The 16,818-nt window shown below is 72.7% G+C and carries 13 protein-coding genes; 7 read left to right on the top strand and 6 right to left on the bottom strand.

Translation table 11 applies throughout. The features are described from left to right. Window positions 1-26: 26 nt before the first annotated feature. A complete protein-coding gene (locus ACFYMU_RS03955) occupies window positions 27-899 on the bottom strand; it encodes an aldo/keto reductase family oxidoreductase (protein WP_388367397.1) in 873 nt (290 codons plus the stop codon). Window positions 900-1,030: 131 nt separating this feature from the next. Between ACFYMU_RS03955 and ACFYMU_RS03950 the strand changes: the two genes are divergently transcribed. Beyond that, window positions 1,031-1,477, top strand: a complete 447-nt coding sequence (locus ACFYMU_RS03950; protein WP_388367396.1) for a winged helix-turn-helix transcriptional regulator — start codon at window positions 1,031-1,033, stop codon at window positions 1,475-1,477. 218 nt (window positions 1,478-1,695) lie between these two features. Here ACFYMU_RS03950 and ACFYMU_RS03945 read toward each other — a convergent pair whose 3' ends face one another. Next, window positions 1,696-1,929 carry a hypothetical protein gene (locus ACFYMU_RS03945; RefSeq protein ID WP_388367394.1) on the bottom strand — a complete coding sequence of 78 codons (234 nt, stop codon included), beginning with the start codon at window positions 1,927-1,929 and terminating at the stop codon, window positions 1,696-1,698. Between the two features lie 442 nt (window positions 1,930-2,371). Between ACFYMU_RS03945 and ACFYMU_RS03940 the strand changes: the two genes are divergently transcribed. Then, entirely contained in the window at window positions 2,372-3,382 is a 1,011-nt protein-coding gene (locus ACFYMU_RS03940) for a helix-turn-helix domain-containing protein (RefSeq protein ID WP_388367392.1), read from the top strand. A 23-nt stretch (window positions 3,383-3,405) separates the two neighbouring features. Here ACFYMU_RS03940 and ACFYMU_RS03935 read toward each other — a convergent pair whose 3' ends face one another. The 3 genes from ACFYMU_RS03935 to ACFYMU_RS03925 all read right to left on the bottom strand — a co-directional run bounded on the left by ACFYMU_RS03935 (window position 3,406) and on the right by ACFYMU_RS03925 (window position 9,122). Next, on the bottom strand, window positions 3,406-6,264 hold the full coding sequence (locus tag ACFYMU_RS03935; protein WP_388367390.1) for a glycoside hydrolase family 2 TIM barrel-domain containing protein: 2,859 nt from the start codon (window positions 6,262-6,264) through the stop codon (window positions 3,406-3,408). 232 nt (window positions 6,265-6,496) lie between these two features. Next, window positions 6,497-7,771 carry an ROK family transcriptional regulator gene (locus ACFYMU_RS03930; protein ID WP_388367388.1) on the bottom strand — a complete coding sequence of 425 codons (1,275 nt, stop codon included), beginning with the start codon at window positions 7,769-7,771 and terminating at the stop codon, window positions 6,497-6,499. Window positions 7,772-7,880: 109 nt separating this feature from the next. Then, on the bottom strand, window positions 7,881-9,122 hold the full coding sequence (locus ACFYMU_RS03925) for an FAD-binding protein (protein WP_388367386.1): 1,242 nt from the start codon (window positions 9,120-9,122) through the stop codon (window positions 7,881-7,883). Between the two features lie 158 nt (window positions 9,123-9,280). On the opposite strand from ACFYMU_RS03925, the gene ACFYMU_RS03920 reads away from it, so the two are divergent. The 3 genes from ACFYMU_RS03920 (at window position 9,281) to ACFYMU_RS03910 (ending at window position 13,093) form a co-directional block, all read left to right on the top strand. Beyond that, complete coding sequence (locus ACFYMU_RS03920; RefSeq protein ID WP_388367384.1) at window positions 9,281-9,955, top strand: pyridoxamine 5'-phosphate oxidase family protein; 675 nt, start codon at window positions 9,281-9,283, stop codon at window positions 9,953-9,955. Between the two features lie 61 nt (window positions 9,956-10,016). Then, entirely contained in the window at window positions 10,017-11,372 is a 1,356-nt protein-coding gene (locus ACFYMU_RS03915) for a radical SAM protein (protein ID WP_388367383.1), read from the top strand. A 215-nt stretch (window positions 11,373-11,587) separates the two neighbouring features. Continuing rightward, entirely contained in the window at window positions 11,588-13,093 is a 1,506-nt protein-coding gene (locus ACFYMU_RS03910; protein WP_388367381.1) for a cellulose binding domain-containing protein, read from the top strand. Between the two features lie 118 nt (window positions 13,094-13,211). On the opposite strand, the gene ACFYMU_RS03905 is transcribed toward ACFYMU_RS03910, so the two are convergent. Next, window positions 13,212-14,498, bottom strand: a complete 1,287-nt coding sequence (locus tag ACFYMU_RS03905; RefSeq protein ID WP_388367379.1) for an MFS transporter — start codon at window positions 14,496-14,498, stop codon at window positions 13,212-13,214. A 115-nt stretch (window positions 14,499-14,613) separates the two neighbouring features. Between ACFYMU_RS03905 and ACFYMU_RS03900 the strand changes: the two genes are divergently transcribed. Continuing rightward, window positions 14,614-15,291, top strand: coding sequence for an ArsR/SmtB family transcription factor (locus ACFYMU_RS03900; protein ID WP_388367377.1), 678 nt, complete (start codon window positions 14,614-14,616; stop codon window positions 15,289-15,291). A gap of 205 nt (window positions 15,292-15,496) precedes the next feature. Continuing rightward, window positions 15,497-16,747, top strand: coding sequence for an MFS transporter (locus ACFYMU_RS03895; protein WP_388367375.1), 1,251 nt, complete (start codon window positions 15,497-15,499; stop codon window positions 16,745-16,747). The last annotated feature ends 71 nt before the right edge of the window (window positions 16,748-16,818 follow it).

Here is a 16,818-nt window from a genome sequence, read left to right as displayed (position 1 = left end):
TTGTGGGCCGTCCGGCTTCGGGGCCTTCAGCGGCTGATGTCGTCCAGCTCGGTCAAGTCCTCAGGAGACAGGGACAGTCCCGCGCCGACGATGTTCTCGCGCAGATGTGCCGTCGATGACGTGCCGGGGATGAGCAGGATGTTCGGTGATCGCCGCAGCAGCCAGGCCAGTGCGACGGACACCGGTGTCGCCTCCAGCCGGGCGGCGACCGCCGAGAGCGCCGAGGACTGAAGCGGGGTGAAGCCCCCGAGGGGGAAGAAGGGCACGTACGCGACACCGTCGGCGGCGAGCCGGTCGATGAGCTCGTCGTCGTGGCGGTGGGCGAGGTTGTACAGGTTCTGCACGCACACGATCGGCGCGATGCCCTGTGCCTCGGTGACCTGCTCCTCGGTGGCGTTGCTGACCCCGAGATGGCGGATCAGGCCCTGCTGCTGAAGCTCGACGAGGGTCTCGAACGCCTCGGCGAGCGAGCCGGGCTGGGGGCCTTCGGCGTTGCCGAGCCGGAGGTCGACCACGTCGAGTACGTCGAGCCCGAGGGACTTGAGGTTGTCGTGGACCTGGCTGCGCAGGTCTTCGGGCCGACGGGCCGGAGGCCAGCCGCCCTGCTCGTCGCGGGTCCCGCCCACCTTGGTCACGATGTGCAGCGACTCGGGATAGGGATGCAGTGCCTCGCGGATCAACTCGTTGGTGACACGCGGCCCGTAGGCGTCGCTGGTGTCGATGTGGGTGATACCGAGGTCGACCGCTGCACGCAGAACGGCCAGGGCACCGTCGCGATCGGCGGGCGGCCCCATCACCCATGGGCCGGCCAGTTGCATGGCGCCGTAACCGAACCGGGTGACGGTCAGGTCGCCCAGGGTCCAGATGCCGCCGGGCAGGGAGAGGGAGGGGGTGCTCATCGTGTCGCCTTTCGTCGTGCACGTGGGGGTGGCGCCTGCTGCCTCCCTGCATCAGCATTGGAGAGAAACTTCCTGCCGGGAAGTAGGCACTTCGAAGTGCGCAACCCACCCATCGGTGAGAGGTGCGATCAGTGGCGACGACGAACGCGGCCCAGAAGAGGGCCCAGGCCAAGGTGGAGTACGACGCGTTCCTGGCAGGCTGCCCCAGTCGGCAGCTGCTCGACCGCATCTCGGACAAGTGGGTCGTCCTGATCCTGTGTGCGCTGGGCGGTGACCACGGCCCTCGCCGGCCCGGTGCGGCCCACGCGGACGCTCCGAAGGCGATGCGTTACTCCGAGATCTCTCGTCTTCTGGCCGGGGTCAGCCAGAAGATGCTGACCCAGACGCTACGGTCGCTGGAGCGTGACGGTCTGCTCACCCGTACCGTGACGCCGACCGTCCCTGTCACCGTCTCCTACGAGCTGACCGACCTCGGTCTCTCGCTCCACCGCATGACCCGCGGGCTCAGGGACTGGGCGCAGACGCACATGGCCGAGGTACTGGCACACCGCGAGAACCACGACGCCCGAACCCCCTGACGCCTCCCGTCCGACCGCCCGACAGCTCCGTATGCTCGGCGCCACGCCCTCAACGGCGAAGAGCCCGACCGGCACAATCCCGTGCCTGCCCCGGAAGCGGTGAGGGGCCGCCGACGGACCGGCGGCCCCTGTGTGGGCCTAGCAGCGCGTGCCGAGCGGGCTGTCGGGCCCGCCGTAGCGCTGCGCACTGCCCGCAGACACGTCGGTGCGATCCGCGACTAGCAGCCGGCTATGTAGCCCGGGGGAACCGACACTCTGTCGACCCTTACGTACGAGCTGTAAATCCATCCGAATGTGGTGTAGTACCAGAGATTTCCCGCGCCGTTCGTGTACTTGCAGTAGATTTCCACTCCGCTGTTGAGGGCCCGGTGGCCGGTGACCTTGCACTCGGCTGCGGGGCCGTTGTGAACGGCTGCCCGGTCCTTGGTGACGGTGCCTTCCGCGTGGACCACGTCGGCTCCTTCCCAGCCGCAGTACTCCTGTACCGCACGCAGTGGCGATGCCACGGGAGCCGGCTGTGCCGCCTGGGCGGGTGCCACGGAAAACCCCAGGGCCAGGACGGCACCTGCGGCACCTGCGACTGAGTACGCCCAACTCGATTTCATGTTCTGCCTTTCCTGGGACCGACGCCGTCTGCGCTCGCCATGCCCGACCGGCCGGGCAAGCGCCCACGACTGACCCTCCTGGTGCCTGATACCTCCCGCCGGCCTCCGCGCTGGGCAGGCCGACGACAACAGCCCGAAGCGTTCCAATGGCGGTGGGCGGGAACAACCCGGTATAGCGTTCGCGTATCTTCGGAACGTTGCTCACCGGGTTCCGAACATGGCCGAACACCGCACTTGATTGACGAGTTCGGCCGAGCCGCGTGCAGTTGCCGGCGGCTACCGTGGAGCGATGCAACAGGACAGGGCCGAGGTGCCGTCGGACGCACCACAGCCGGAACGGGCCGGCACTCCGGAGGAGTTCACGTCGGCGTTGCGCACCTTGCGGATCTGGTGCGGATTGACCTACCGCCAACTCGAGGGGAAGTCCGCGGCCTTCGGGCACGCCATGCCCGCCAGCACGATCGCCACCACCCTCGGCCGCAGCACGTTGCCCCGCGAGCCGTTCGTCGCAGTGTTCACCCGTGCCTGCGGGCTCGATGAAGCCGACGTCGAGCGGTGGCTGGACGTGCGCCGACGCCTCGCCCTGGGCCGGCAGCCTCCCTTCCCCCACAGCGGCGACACCCCGTCCGACATGGACCAGGACGCGGCGACGAACCCCGCGGAAGGCCGCCGAAAGCCGTGCCGGAGCCGCTGGCGTCACCCGCTGCACCTGCTCGCAGCCGCTTCGATCGGCGCCGGGGCAGCGCTGGGCGTGTACCCGCTGCTTTTGGACCTCGGCGAAAAGCAGCACACCGCGCCCACAACGCATCCGGTGCAGGGACTGGCCATTCTGGCCGTGGGCAGTTGGGCGCAAATACACCCCGCCCGCACACCACACCTCTGCCTCACCGAGGGAAGGGACCGAACGCACCGCTACTCCACGGCTGTCGCAGCCCAATTCCCGTGCGCGAAAGCCCGCCAACCGCGCACGTACATCGAACCCCTCGGTGACAACGCCGTGCAGATCCAGTGGCATCACCCGAAGTACGGCATCGGGTGCCTCACCCTTCTACGCGACGGCCCCGGCCGCGATCTGTTCGAGCCCCGAACCGACTGTGCCGATGACGACCCCGCACAGCAGTTCCGCGTCGAACCGATCGGCCCGCCGGGCGCCGCCCATTTCCGTCTGCGCTCCGCCGCCACTCAGCAATGCCTTTCGCTCCGTGACCAAGACACCGGAGAGGGCACGGAAATCGTCCAGGGCCGCTGCTCCGGCGCCCGCGACCAGGAGTTCCTCATCGCCCTCCAGCCGCCCCCGTGAGGACGGCCGGCGGGCCGTGGTGGTCAGCCGGTCTCCGAGAACACGAAGGAGAACTCCGCGGGCTCCGCCCGCAGGAAGTACCGCGGCAGCGGGCCCGGGCCGCACGACTGGGAGCCGATGCCGTGCTGGCCGTGGTCGAGGTTGACCCACACGGTGTCGCCCGGCGTGAGGTCGGTGAGGTGCCGCGCGGCGTCCAACTGCTCGGTGGTCCAGCGGCGCGCGCTGAACCAGAACTCGGGGTCGCCCTCGATCCTCAGGCCGCCGATCTCCGCCCAGCGGACGTCGGCACGGGCGCCGTTCTCCTGCGGGCGGACGTACGGCGTCTGCAGCGCGTCGACGGTGGACTCCCAACGGCCCAGCTCCGCGGCCGACCTGGTGTCCGGGTACGCCTCGCCGGGGCCGCCGCCGAACCACCGCACGCGGTCGGCCGCACCGGACAGCCCGAACCGGATCCCGAGCCGCGGCAGCGGCACCGTCCAGTCACCCTCCGGCCGCACGGACACGGTCAGCCGCAGCCGACCGCCGTCGGACGTCCAGCGGTACACCGTGGCGAGGGCCACGTCCCGGGCGGCCGGGGCCACCCGGGTCCGCACGGTCAGCGCGTCGTCGCCCACCTCCACGGCGTCCAGGCGGTGGCGCACGCGGTGCAGGCCGAGCTTGCGCCACAGCAGGCCGTGGCGCGGATCCGACTGCCACGCGGCGCCCTCGTCGTTGTCGGTGGGCGCCCGCCACACGTCCAGGCGCAGGCCGGTCACGTCCACGCCGCCCACGGTGCGCAGCGCTCCCGTGCGGGCGTCGAAGGACGCCGGTCCCAGGGTGATCCGGCCGTCCGTGTGCTCGGGGGCCGCACCGGTGGCCGCCCCGACCGGCGCCCGCTCGGTGACGGGGAACTGACCCCACGCCACCTGGTGGTCCTTCGGTCCCCACGCGGTGTCCGCCGCCAGCAGCGCCCGTACCGTCCACCACGCCTCACCGTCCGCCCCGCCGGGCGGCTCCGGCAGCTTCACGTCCGCCGACTCCCCGGCCCCCAGGGCGGGCACCCGCAGCGTGCCCGACGCCACGGTCTCGCCGTCGACCTGGTACGCCCAGGTGAAGGCCAGGGCCGACAGGTCCGCGAAGTCGTGGGCGTTGCGGATCCGCACCGTGCCGCCGCCGGCGCCCTCGATGCGGACGGGCTCGATCACCTTCTTGTACTCGACCAGGCCCGGAGAGGGACTGCGGTCGGGGAGGAGCAGCCCGTCGCAGACGAAGTTCCCGTCGTGCAGCTCCTCCCCGAAGTCGCCGCCGTAGGCGAAGCCGTACCGCTCGTCCTTGATGCCGTGGTCGATCCACTCCCAGATGAAGCCGCCCTGGAGGCGGTCGTAGGTCTCGAAGAGCCGCTGGTAGTCGGCGATGCCTCCGGGGCCGTTGCCCATGGCGTGCCCGTACTCGCACAGGACGAGGGGGAGCCCGCGGCGCCTGCGGGTGCCGCCGTCCAGGCCCCGGCCGATCCGCTCGACCTCCTCGTGGAACGCGTACATGCGCGAGTACATGTCCGTGTCACGGCAGGTGGGGTCGCCCTCGTAGTGCACCAGCCGGGAGGGGTCCCGGGCGTGGATCCACTCGGCCATCGCGGTCAGGCCCCGCCCCGTGCCGGCCTCGTTGCCCAGCGACCAGATGACGACCGACGCGTGGTTCTTGTCGCGTTCCACCATGCGGGCGGCGCGGTCGAGGAGCGCGGGGGTCCAGCGGTCGTCGTCGACCGGGTTGTCGCGCCAGCCCTGCTCGACGAAGCCGTGGGTCTCCAGGTCGCACTCGTCGACGACCCACAGGCCCAGTTCGTCGCACAGGTCGAGGAAGGCCGGATGGGGCGGATAGTGCGAGGTACGCACGGCGTTGACGTTGTGCCGCTTCATCAGCAGCACGTCCTCGCGCATGGTCGCCGGGTCGAGGGCCCGGCCCCGCTCCGGGTGCCACTCGTGCCGGTTGACGCCCTTGAACAGCACGGGCCGCCCGTTGACCTCGATCAGGCCGTCCCGGAGGACGACCGTGCGGAAGCCGATCCGCAGCGGCACCCGCTCGCCCTCGGTGGCGAGCACGCCGTCGTACAGCCTCGGGGTCTCCGCGGTCCACGGCTCGACGCGGACCGTCACGGACTCGCCGGTGGCGGCATCGATGTCGAGGGCGGGCACGGTGACCCGGCCGTCCACGTCCGAGTCGACCCGGAGCGTGCCCTCGCCGGTGAGGTGGTCGTAGGAGGCGTGCACGAAGAAGTCGAGGACGCCGCCCGCCGGGCGGTGCAGCAGCGCGACGTCCCGGAAGATGCCGGGCAGCCACCACTGGTCCTGGTCCTCCAGGTACGAGCCCGCGGACCACTGGTGGACCCGGACGGCGAGCACGTTGCCGGCCGGCCGGAGCAGGTGCCCGACCGCGAACTCGTGCGGCAGCCGCGAGCCCTTGAACACGCCGAGGTCCGTGCCGTTCAGCCAGACGCGGGCGCAGGACTCGACGCCGTCGAAGCGCAGTACCGCCCCGCCGTCCGACGGCCAGTCGGACGGCAGGTCGAAGGTGCGCAGATGGTCACCGGTCGGGTTCTCGGTCGGCACATGGGGCGGGTCGACCGGGAACGGGTAGAGGTGGTTGGTGTAGATGGGGGAGCCGTGGCCCTGGAGGGCCCAGTGGCCGGGGACCGAGACGTCCGCCCAGTCTCCCGCGTCGTATCCGGGTTCGGCGAACGAGCCGTCCTCGGCGTCGGCGGTCGCCGACACCCGGAAGCGCCAACTGCCGTTCAGGGAAAGGGATGCGGCGTCCGAGGACGCGTACCGGGCGCGCGGCGGCAGCGTCCCGCTGCCCGGTGAGACGTCCTCGACGTAGTCGACGGCCGTGGGGGTGCGAAAAGACATCGGTCTCCTAGTTCGGCCTGTGATTCCGGTCGGTGCGAGATCCCCTGCACCGGCCAGTGCCAAAAGGCGGCTGCGGTGCCGGACGCCACCCTTCGACCAGGGCTTCGGCAAGGGGTTGGACGAAGTCGGCGGGAAACGTGGTTCGGTGCGAAACGCCGTACCGGGCGCGGGACACCGGACGCCGCGGGCGTGCGGGCCGCCGCCGCGGCTGAACCGGTGCGTCCTTCCGGCGTCACGGAAGCGGTGCGGTACGGCTCCTCGCGGGGTGGGAGCGGGCGGCGGGACTCTGGTTGACCTGCCGGAGCGCGCCCTCCAGGGCGAAGGTCGCGGCTCCGAGGCACACCGGGTCGGTGGGGATGGGGGACAGGACGATCTCGGTGGCGGCGAACGGCCGTCTCAGCGCGTGCCGGCCCACGGCCTCGCGCACCTCGGCCAGCAGTGGTTCGCCGAGCGCGGCCGCGACCCAGCTGCTGAGCACGACCACTTCGGGGTTGAGCAGGTTGACCAGGTCGGCGATCCCGGCCCCCAGGTAGCGGGCGGTTTCCCGGACGACCTTCAGCGCGACCGGGTCCCGCGCGGCGGCCCCGCGTGCCAGCGCGTCGATCGTGGCGGTCTGGTCCTCGGGGTGCAGCAGGGCACTGCGCGGGCTCAGCTCCCGCAGGTTCTGCATGATGCCGGGCGCCCCGACGTACGTCTCCACGCAGCCGTGGTTGCCGCAGTGGCACAGCCGTCCGTCCAGCACGAGGGTGGTGTGCCCCCATTCGCCGGCGCTGTTGCTGACACCGCGGTGCAGCCCGCCGCCCAGCGCGAGGCCGGCGCCGACCCCGGTGCCCAGATTGACGACCACCGCGTCCTCCCGCCCGCGGGCCGCGCCGAACCACAGCTCGGCGACCGCGCAGGCGCGCAGCGGGTTGTCCAGGTACAGCGGGTAGGCGATGTGCTCGGCGAGCAGGTCGAGCAGCGGCACGTCGTGCCAGTCCCAGTTCGGGGCGTACTCGCTGACACCCCGGGCGCGGTCCACCTGGCCGGGCACGCTGACGCCGACGCCCAGGACGCGGGCGCCCTCCACACCTGCCTGGGTGACCACCGAGCCGACGGCCGCGGTGACATGGGCGACGACCTGCTCGGGGCGGTTCTCGCCGGGGCGCATGTCCTCGTCGGCGCGGGCGAGCACGGTCAGCGCGAGGTCGAACAGCTCGACCCGCACGTACGTCTCCGCGATGTCGACGCCGATCAGCGCGCCGCCCGGCGCGTCGACGGCGACCAGACCACGCGGGCGGCCGCCCGCGGAGTCCTCGAAGCCGACCTCGGTCAGCATGCCGAGGTCGAGCAGCTCGCCGACGAGTGTGGCGACCGTGGCCAGGCTCAGCCCGGTCGCGGCCGCCAGTTCCTGCCGGGACGTGGGCGAGTGGGCGATGATCTGTCGCAGCACCCCGTAGCGGTTCGCGGTGCGAATGTCGCGTGAGGTGCGCTTCACCGGCACGGTCCGCGCCTCCCTCCAGGCCATGGCGAGGCCCCGTGCCTCGGTGCGGCGTGAGCCTATGACGGTGAAGGGGCTTTCAACAAGGGTTGGGAAAGGGGGTCTACGAAGTCGGGGAGGGGGGCTTCGAGGTCCGTCATCCCACGATCCCGTCCACGAAGGCGTTCCGGAACGTGCCCGCGGGATCCAGCTCCCGCGCCAGCGCCGCGAAGTCGCCGAGCTTGGGACAGCGCTCGCGGAGCACCTCGGCCGGCATCGTGAACACCTTGCCCCAGTGCGGCCGGGCCCCGAAGCGGTCGAGGGCCTCCTCGACCCGCCGCACCACGGGCAGCACGGCGGCCGTGTCCGCGATCCAGGTGAAGTGCAGCGCCACCGTGTCCCTGCCGTACGCCGGGCTCAGCCACTGGGTGTCCGCGGCGACCGTCCGCACCTCGCAGGTCTGCAGCACGGGTGCCACCGTCGCGCGGATCGCGTCGAGGGCGTGCAGCGCGTCGAGGGCGAACGGCCGCGGCAGCAGGTACTCCGACTGCAGCTCGGCGCCGCTGCTCGGCGTGAACTCCGCCCGGAAGTGCGGGAGCCGCTCGTGCCAGGGCCCCGGGACGCCGAACTGCGGGGTGCAGTTGACCGCGGGCATGCCCGGCACCGGGTGCAGCGCCTCGGTGGCGGGCGCGGCCCACGGGAAGTCCGGCAGCGGCTGGTCGGTGCGGCGCTTGAGCCACACCTGTCCGAAGCCCGGCGCGCGCCAGTCGGTGAACAGGCTCACGCTGTAGGCCGTCGCCGCCACCGTCTCGAAGTCCAGCCCCTCCAGGGGGAGTTCGGTGAACACATACTGCTCGACCGTGAAATCGGGCTCCAGGTCGAGGGTGAGTGCGGTGACCACGCCGAGGGCGCCGAGCGCGGTCACGGCGCCGTCGAAGCGGTCCTCGCCCCGGGCGATCCTGAGCACCGAGCCGTCCGCGGTCACCAGTTCCACCTCGCGCACGGCCGAGGCCAGCGAGCCGTTGGTGACGCCCGAGCCGTGCGTGCCCGTGGCCACCGAGCCGGCCACCGAGATGTGCGGCAGCGAGGCCATGTTGTGCAGGGCGAGGCCGTGCTCGTGCACCACCCGGGCGAGTTCGGCGTACCGGACGCCGCCGCCGACCCGTACCGTGCGGGCCGCGGTGTCCACGTCCACCCCGGCAGGCAGCGCGGACAGCGAGAGCAGGACGCCCTCGGGGCCGGGCTCGGCGATCTCGTTGAACGAGTGCCCGCTGCCGAGCACCCGCACGGCCGCGCTGTCCGCGACGAGCGAGCGGAGCGCGTCGAGCGAGCGGGGGCGGTGCAGTTCCCCGGCGGTGTAGGTGATGTTGCCCGCCCAGTTGGTGACCGGCTCCGTCATCGCTGTTGTCCCTCCCCGTGGCGCCGAGGGCCACGCCCTCCACGGGAACCTACCCCGACGACGACCATAGGTGCGGATTCCGTCTGAGAGCCAAGCGGATCATGCTGATTGCGCAAATATCTGTCGCCGATCCTGCGATATCGGTAGTCTCGGCACTCATGGTCCAGCATCCACTCCCGTCCGTCCTGCCGCAGACCGGGCTCACCCGGCACCGCCGCCTGCGCGAGCAGGGCAGCCTGCGGCGGGCCGATCTCGAAGCGATCCTCGACGCGGGCTTCGTCTGCCACCTCGGGGTGATCGTCGAGGGGCGGCCGCTGGTGGTGCCCACGGTGTACGGCCGGGACGAGCGGCGGCTGTACCTGCACGGCTCGGTGGCCAGCCGCAGCCTCGCGGGCGGCACCCCCGTGTGCGTCACCGTCACGCACGTCGACGGGCTGGTCCTCGCGCGCTCGGTCTTCGAGCACGGTGTGAACTACCGCAGCGCGATCATCCACGGCACCGCCCACAAGGTCACCGACCCCGACGAGAAGCTGGCGGGGCTGCGGCGGCTCACCGAGCACGCGACGCCGGGGCAGTGGTCGTACGCCCGGCGGCCCGACCGGAAGGAACTGGCCGCCACCACCCTGCTCGCCCTGTCCCTCGAGGAGGCGTCGGTCAAGATCCGGGCCGGCGCCCCCGACGACGGCGACGGGCCCGACGCCGGGTCGGGCGTCTGGGCCGGGACCCTGCCGCTCACCGCCACGTGGGGAGCTCCCGAGCCCGACCCCCTGCTGGCGCCGGGCATCCTGCCGCCCGAGCACATAGCGCGCCGCGCGGGGACCCGGCACGGCTGACGGCCGGGCGGGGGCATACGGTGAGGAGTCGAACGCGTACGCAGGGAGCGAGGAGAACGGGATGGGTGACGGCCGCACCGCGTTGGTCGAGGATCTGATGCAGCGGTTCCCGCATGTGCCGCGGGAGGCCGTCTTCAAGGAGGACCTGCTGCGGGGCGGTGTGGCCTTCGACCCCTCGGCGCTGAGCGACAACGAGGGCGGCGAGGTCAAGCCGAAGTCGTACTTCATCTTCTCCTTCGACCACGGCACCCTGCCCGAGCTGGGCGAGGCGGCCCTGCGGCGCCCGCCCGAGGAGATCATCCTCACCGGCGGCCCGTACGACCTGCGCCGGACCGTCGTCTCGGTGCGCGTGAACCCGTCCTCGCCCTACCGGGTGGCCGCCGACGACGAGGGACTGCTCGGGCTCTACCTCGACGGGCGGCGGATCGCCGACGTCGGCGTGCCGCCCATGCCCGAGTACTACCGGCACACCCTCTCCAACGGGAAGTCGGTGATGGAGGTCGCCCCGACCATCCAGTGGGGCTACCTGATCTACCTCACCGTCTTCCGCGTCTGCCAGTACTTCGGCGCCAAGGAGGAGTGCCAGTACTGCGACATCAACCACAACTGGCGCCAGCACAAGGCGGCCGGACGGCCCTACACCGGTGTGAAGGACGTGGCGGAGGTCCTCGAGGCGCTGGAGATCATCGACCGGTACGACACCGCGAAGGCGTCCACCGCCTACACCCTCACCGGCGGTGCCGTCACCTCGAAGGTCGCGGGCCGCGACGAGGCCGACTTCTACGGGCACTACGCCAAGGCCATCGAGGAGCGCTTCCCGGGCCGCTGGATCGGCAAGGTGGTCGCGCAGGCGCTGCCGAAGGACGACGTGCGGCGGTTCAAGGACTACGGGGTGCAGATCTACCACCCCAACTTCGAGGTGTGGGACCGGCGGCTGTTCGAGCTGTACTGCCCCGGCAAGGAGCGGTACGTCGGCCGGGACGAGTGGCACCGGCGCATTCTCGACTCGGCGGACGTCTTCGGCGCGCGCAACGTGATCCCCAACTTCGTCGCGGGCGTCGAGATGGCCGAGCCCTTCGGCTTCACCACCGTCGACGAGGCGATCGCCTCCACCACCGAGGGCCTGCGCTTCTTCATGTCGCACGGCATCACGCCGCGTTTCACCACCTGGTGCCCGGAGCCCACCACCCCGCTCGGCAAGGCCAACCCGCAGGGCGCGCCGCTGGAGTACCACATCCGGCTGCTGGAGGCGTACCGCGCCACGATGGACGACTTCGGTCTCTCCTCGCCCCCCGGCTACGGCCCGCCCGGCCCCGGCCGCGCGGTGTTCTCCGTCAGCTCCTTCATGGACAGCCTCCCCGCGGACGACGGGGGAGAGGAAGGGGCGGGGCAGCCGTCACAGGCGTCCCGGGTGTAACACGAACGTCGTGTGCCCCGCTGAGTGAGCACAAGGGGCGCGCGATCCGTACAACTCAACAGAGCGCGACCATGCGGTAACGGTAATTGAATACGCCGCTTGTCAGTTGTGTGAGAACCGTGAAAGGCTCTGGGCCTGTCGTGAGACGCCGTCAACTCTCCTGTATCTCCGGGGAGTTGGCTTTGCCTGTGGAAGCAGCGGAAGCAGGAGCCCTCATGCCCGACCTTCCCACCCCCCAGGACGCCGCCGAGGCCGCACTGTTCTCGGAGTGCTGGGACGCCGTCCTGTCGTACGCCGACCTGTGCACCTCCGGCTCGGTCGCCGGCCGGCACCTGGCCACCGAGGCGTTCGCCCACGGCATCCATGAGGCGCGCGCGGCCGAGGCGCAGGCGAGGGCCGGCGGGCGCCGCATCGCGCGGCTGCCCCGGATACCGCTGCTGCTGACCGCCGTGCGCACCACGGCGGCGGCATGGGAGGCCGAGGGCAAGGGGCACCGGCTCGACCCGGATCTGCGACTGTGGCTCAACTCCGAGAACGCCGCGCGGTACACGGGACCGCCCCTGCGGCGCCCCTTGGCCCTGCGCGGGCTCAAGGACATGCAGGAGGCGGACGCGGCACTGCTGTGGCTGGTGGAAGTGGAGGCGCTCCCGCTGCCCGAGGTGGCCCGCCGGCTCGGCCTGGACCCGGCGACCGCACCCGAGGAGCTCGGTCAGGTGCGGGCGCTGTTCCGGGACCGTTGCCAACGCAACCACCTCGACACGCCCATGGACGCCGCATGCCGCAGCTATGCCCGGCTCCTGGACGCGGTCACCCGCTCGCCGGCCGCCGAGACGCCGGAGGACCTCTCGCGGCACCTCGCCACCTGCGTGGAGTGCGCGGAGGCGGCGGCATGCCTGCGACTGCACGGCGGGGGGACACCCGCCGCGCTGGCGGGCGGAGTCCTCGGGTGGGGCGGCCTCGCCTATCTGGAGCGGCGGCGGCGGGCCGCGGAGGCGGGGCTCACCGGCGGACGCACGGACGCGGGCAGCGACCGGGGCGTCACGGTGGGCACGGCGGCGCGGCCCCGGGTGGGCCGGGCCGGAATCCTCGCCGGCGCGGTCATCGTGTCCGCGCTGGCACTGACGGTCTCGCTGATGCAGCTCGGCACCTCGCAGACCCGGACCTCCGCGGCCGGCGACTCGACGGACCGCCGGCCGGTCGCGGACCCGACGCCGTCCCTGCCGCCCCTGCCGTCCCTCGGCTCACCCTCCGGCAACGGCGGCGCCGGTGGCGCCTCCCACGCACCCTCGGCGACCTCCGGCACCGGGGCGAAGAGCGCAGACCGCGACACGGAGCCGCAGGGCAAGTCGACCAGTCCCATGGCCGACCCGCCGTCCGCGTCGTACCCGGGCACCCGGGCACCGTCGACGTGCCGGGCCAGGTACGAGGTGGTCGACGAGTGGCCGGACGGCTTCCAGGCCACCGTGACCGTCACCTCGACCACCACCCTCGACGACTGGCGCATCGGCTGGACGTTCGCCGACGGCCAGCGCATCACCCAGATGTGGGACGGCACGTACGCCCAGGACGGGTCCGAGGTCACCGCGAAGGCCGCCGACTACAACAAGCGGGTGGCGGCGAACGGCACGTTCTCCGTCGGCTTCCTCTCTTCGTGGCACGGCCGCAATACGGCGCCGCGCGACTTCACCGTGAACGGCGCCAGGTGCTCGACGTCGGGCTGAACGCACCGCCCGCCGCACCGCTCCGGTTCACCGTCGCCGGACCCGGCCGCCGCGGCACGGCCGCCGTGCACCACCACCGGCCCGCGCCCCATCGCCACAGGGCCCGCCGAACCCGGCGTCAGCGCGGCGTGGCCGGCCGCGGACGGGTCTCGTACATGCGCACCGCCACCACCACGCCGGCCGCGGCGGTGAGCGCGGCCACGGCCCAGATGGCCGTGATGACGCCGTAGGCGTCGGCGAGGGCCCCGGCCAGCAGGGCGCCGACCGCGAAGCCGCCGTCGCGCCACAGACGGTAGACGCCGACCGCGCGGGCCCGCCAGGCCGGGTGGGCGACATCGCCGATCACGGCGAGCAGGGTCGGGTAGACCATGGCGGTGCCGGCACCGAGGAGGATCTGGGCGGCCGCCCAGACGGGGAAGGCGGTGCCGACGGCGACCAGGCCGATGGCGACCGCCTGGAGCAGCATGCCGGCGCTGATCAGGTGCTTGCGCCCGACATGGTCGGACCACCAGCCGGTCAGCAGCTGCCCGGCGCCCCAGACGGCGGGGTACAGGGCGGCGAGCAGGCCGATCCGGGCGACGGACAGGCCGTGCGCGGCGTACAGCAGCGGGAAGACGCCCCAGGCGAGCGCGTCGTTGAGGTTGTTGACCATGCCCGCCCAGCTCGCGGACGAGAGCGCCTTGTCGTCGAGGCTCGTGATCCGGGCGATCCGGCCCGTGGTCAGCTCCCCGTGGTGCTCCGGGTTCCTGGGGGCCGGGTGGAGGGCGGCCTCGGCGCGCGCGTGGTCGCGGGTCTCCCGGACCGCGAGCACGGACAGGCCGAGGCCCAGGGCCGCGTAGGCGATGCCGAGGAAGAACGGCTGGGGCCGCAGTCCGGAGTGGGCGGCCACGGCCCCGGTGGCCATCGCGGTGACCGCCACCGCGCCGTAGCCGGCGGCCTCGTTGAGGCCCATGGCCAGGCCCCGGCGCGACGGGCCGACGAGGTCGATCTTCATGATGACGGTGGTGGACCAGGTGAGGCCCTGGTTGACGCCCAGCAGGATGTTGGCGAAGACCACCCAGCCCCAGGAGGGCGCCCAGATCAGCAGCAGCGGTACGGGGACTCCGACCAGCCAGCCGGCCACCAGAACCGGCTTGCGGCCGAACCGGTCGGAGAGCGTTCCGGCGAAGAAGTTGGTCGCCGCCTTGGTGGCCCCGAACGCCACGATGTACGTCAGCGCGGCGGTGTAGGCCGACAGGTGGAAGACCCGGTCGGCCAGCAGCGGCACGACCGTGCGCTCCTGGCCCAGTTCACCGCCGACCAGGGCGTTGACGGCGACCAGCAGCACGAACTGGGTCAGGTTGGCCCGCAGGCCCAGGCGTATCGAGCCGGGCGGGGCGGGCGGGGCGGGGGCGGGTGTGGTCATGGTCCGTGCTCCAGGTCGGGGCCGGGGCGGTGGCCCGGTCGGGGAGGGGCGTGAGTGCTCTGGCGTCTGCACCCGTCCTCCCCTACGATATTCCATGGATTTATGGAGGATGTCCATGGCGGAGAAGACGAAGGCCGATGTGAAGGCGCAGCTCTACGAGGCGTTCGCCGTCAGCGGCAAGGCGCTGGCCAGCGGAAAGCGCCTGGAACTGCTGGACCTGCTCGCGCAGGGCGAACGCACGGTGGACGCGCTGGCCAAGGCGGCCGGGCTGAACCTGACCACCGCCTCGGCCCATCTCCAGATCCTCAAGCAGGCCGGATTCGTCACCACCCGCCGGGAGGGCGTACGGATCCACTACCGACTGGCCGGAGACGACGTCGCGCGGCTCTTCGCGCTGCTGCGCAGGGTCGCCGAGGCCCACCGGACCGCCGTCCCCGCCGCCCGCGACGCCTACCTCGGCGACGACGGAGCCGCCGAGCTGACCCGCGAGGAACTGCTCGCCCGGGTCGGGACGGGCGACGCCCTGGTCCTCGATGTGCGTCCGGCGGAGGAGTACCTGGCCGGGCACATCCCCGGCGCGCTGTCCGTCCCGGTGGAGGAACTGGCCGAGCGGGTCGACGAACTGCCCGAGGGCGCGGAGATCGTGGTGTACTGCCGGGGCGCGTACTGCGTGCTCGCCTACGACGCGGTACGGCTGCTGACCGCCCGCGGCCGCCACGCGATCCGCCTCGACGACGGCATGCTGGAGTGGCGCCTGGCCGAACTCCCCGTCGAAACCGGGGCCGCGGCGTGAACGAGGACCTTCCGGCGGCTCGGAGAGCGGCCGACGGGCCGGCCCGTCCGGGGTGCGGCGCGGGCCGCCCCGGCCGTCGGGCAGCCTTCGGCCCCGGCCACCCGGCCGACCGGCCGTCCGTCCCTGCTCCCGAGCGCCGGCACGGGTGCCCGGGGGACCGTCGCGCCGATCGACGGCGACCGATCCCGGCGAAAGGGCCCACCACGTGACGAGCACCGCCTCCCCGTCCACGACCGGCATACGCGCCGCCGCACAGCGCCGGACCCTCACCGTTCTGGTCGTCTCCCAGATCCTCAGCGGCGCGGGCCTGGCCGCCGGTATCACCGTCGGTGCCCTGCTCGCCCAGGACATGCTCGGCGCCACCGGCCTGGCCGGCCTGCCCAGCGCCCTGTTCACCGCGGGAAGCGCCGTCGCCGCGATCACCGTCGGCCGCGTCTCCCAGACCCACGGGCGCCGCCCCGGCCTCGCGGCCGGCTACGCGACCGGCGCGCTCGGCAGCGCGGGCGTCATCACCGCCGCCGTCCTCGACAGCCCCGCCCTGCTGTTCGCCGCCCTCTTCGTCTACGGCGCGGGCAGCGCCACCAACCTCCAGGCCCGCTACGCCGGCGCCGACCTCGCCCCGCCCACCCACCGCGCCCGCGCCATCTCCACCGTCCTGGTCGCCACCACCCTCGGCGGCGTCGTCGGCCCCAACCTGGCCGCCCCCACCGGCGACCTCGCCGCGACGCTCGGCATCCCCCGCCTGGCCGGACCCTTCCTGCTGTCCGGCGCCGCCTACGCCTGCGGCGCCCTCGTCCTGGCGCTCTGGCTGCGCCCCGACCCGCTGCGCCTGGCCCGCACCCTCGACACCGCGCAGCCGGCGGCCGCCACGGGGGCGGTCCAGGAGGCCGCGGCGCCGCAGGGGCTGCGCGGCGGGGCCGTGCTCGGCGCACTCGTCATGGTCGTCAGCCAGCTCGTCATGGTCGCCATCATGACCATGACGCCCGTGCACATGCATGACCACGGCCACGGCACCGCCGCCTCCGGCCTGGTCATCGCCATCCATGTCGGCTCGATGTACCTGCCCTCACCGCTCACCGGCCGCCTCGTCGACGCCTACGGCCGCCCGGCCGTCGCCGTCGCCTCGGGCCTCACCCTCCTCGTGGCCGGGGTCGTCGCGGCGACCGCCCCCGCCGACTCCGTCGCCCTGCTCGCGCTCGCCCTCGCCCTGCTCGGCCTGGGCTGGAACCTCGGCCTGGTGTCCGGCACGGCGATCATCACCGACACCGTGTCCCTGGCCAACCGCGCCAGGACCCAGGGCACGGTCGACGTCGCCATCGCCGTCGCCGGCGCCACCGGCGGCCTCGCCTCCGGCGTCGTCGTCGACCTCGCCGGCTACCCGGTCCTCGCCCTGACCGGCGGCGTCCTCGCCCTCGCCGTCCTGCCGGCCGTGGCCGTCACCGCCCACGGCCGATGACCGCCGGCCACGGACCGGGCGCGTGTGTCGGTTCGTTCCCGTTCGGCATCCGTCAGGCGCGATACCTCTTC

This window comes from Streptomyces sp. NPDC007264 (assembly GCF_042869095.1).
Lineage (GTDB): Bacteria > Actinomycetota > Actinomycetes > Streptomycetales > Streptomycetaceae > Streptomyces.
The sequence above is the reverse complement of the archived record's forward strand: the minus strand, read 5'-3'. Positions and strand labels throughout refer to the sequence as shown.

Excerpts from the sequence above, each read along its gene's own strand:
- ACFYMU_RS03935 (WP_388367390.1), bottom strand. The coding sequence starts at position 6,264 with ATGTCTTTTCGCACCCCCACGGCCGTCGACTACGTCGAGGACGTCTCA.
- ACFYMU_RS03925 (WP_388367386.1), bottom strand. The coding sequence starts at position 9,122 with ATGACGGAGCCGGTCACCAACTGGGCGGGCAACATCACCTACACCGCC.
- ACFYMU_RS03955 (WP_388367397.1), bottom strand. The coding sequence starts at position 899 with ATGAGCACCCCCTCCCTCTCCCTGCCCGGCGGCATCTGGACCCTGGGC.
- ACFYMU_RS03940 (WP_388367392.1), top strand. The coding sequence starts at position 2,372 with ATGCAACAGGACAGGGCCGAGGTGCCGTCGGACGCACCACAGCCGGAA.
- ACFYMU_RS03900 (WP_388367377.1), top strand. The coding sequence starts at position 14,614 with ATGGCGGAGAAGACGAAGGCCGATGTGAAGGCGCAGCTCTACGAGGCG.
- ACFYMU_RS03920 (WP_388367384.1), top strand. The coding sequence starts at position 9,281 with ATGGTCCAGCATCCACTCCCGTCCGTCCTGCCGCAGACCGGGCTCACC.
- ACFYMU_RS03930 (WP_388367388.1), bottom strand. The coding sequence starts at position 7,771 with ATGGCCTGGAGGGAGGCGCGGACCGTGCCGGTGAAGCGCACCTCACGC.
- ACFYMU_RS03910 (WP_388367381.1), top strand. The coding sequence starts at position 11,588 with ATGCCCGACCTTCCCACCCCCCAGGACGCCGCCGAGGCCGCACTGTTC.
- ACFYMU_RS03915 (WP_388367383.1), top strand. The coding sequence starts at position 10,017 with ATGGGTGACGGCCGCACCGCGTTGGTCGAGGATCTGATGCAGCGGTTC.
- ACFYMU_RS03905 (WP_388367379.1), bottom strand. The coding sequence starts at position 14,498 with ATGACCACACCCGCCCCCGCCCCGCCCGCCCCGCCCGGCTCGATACGC.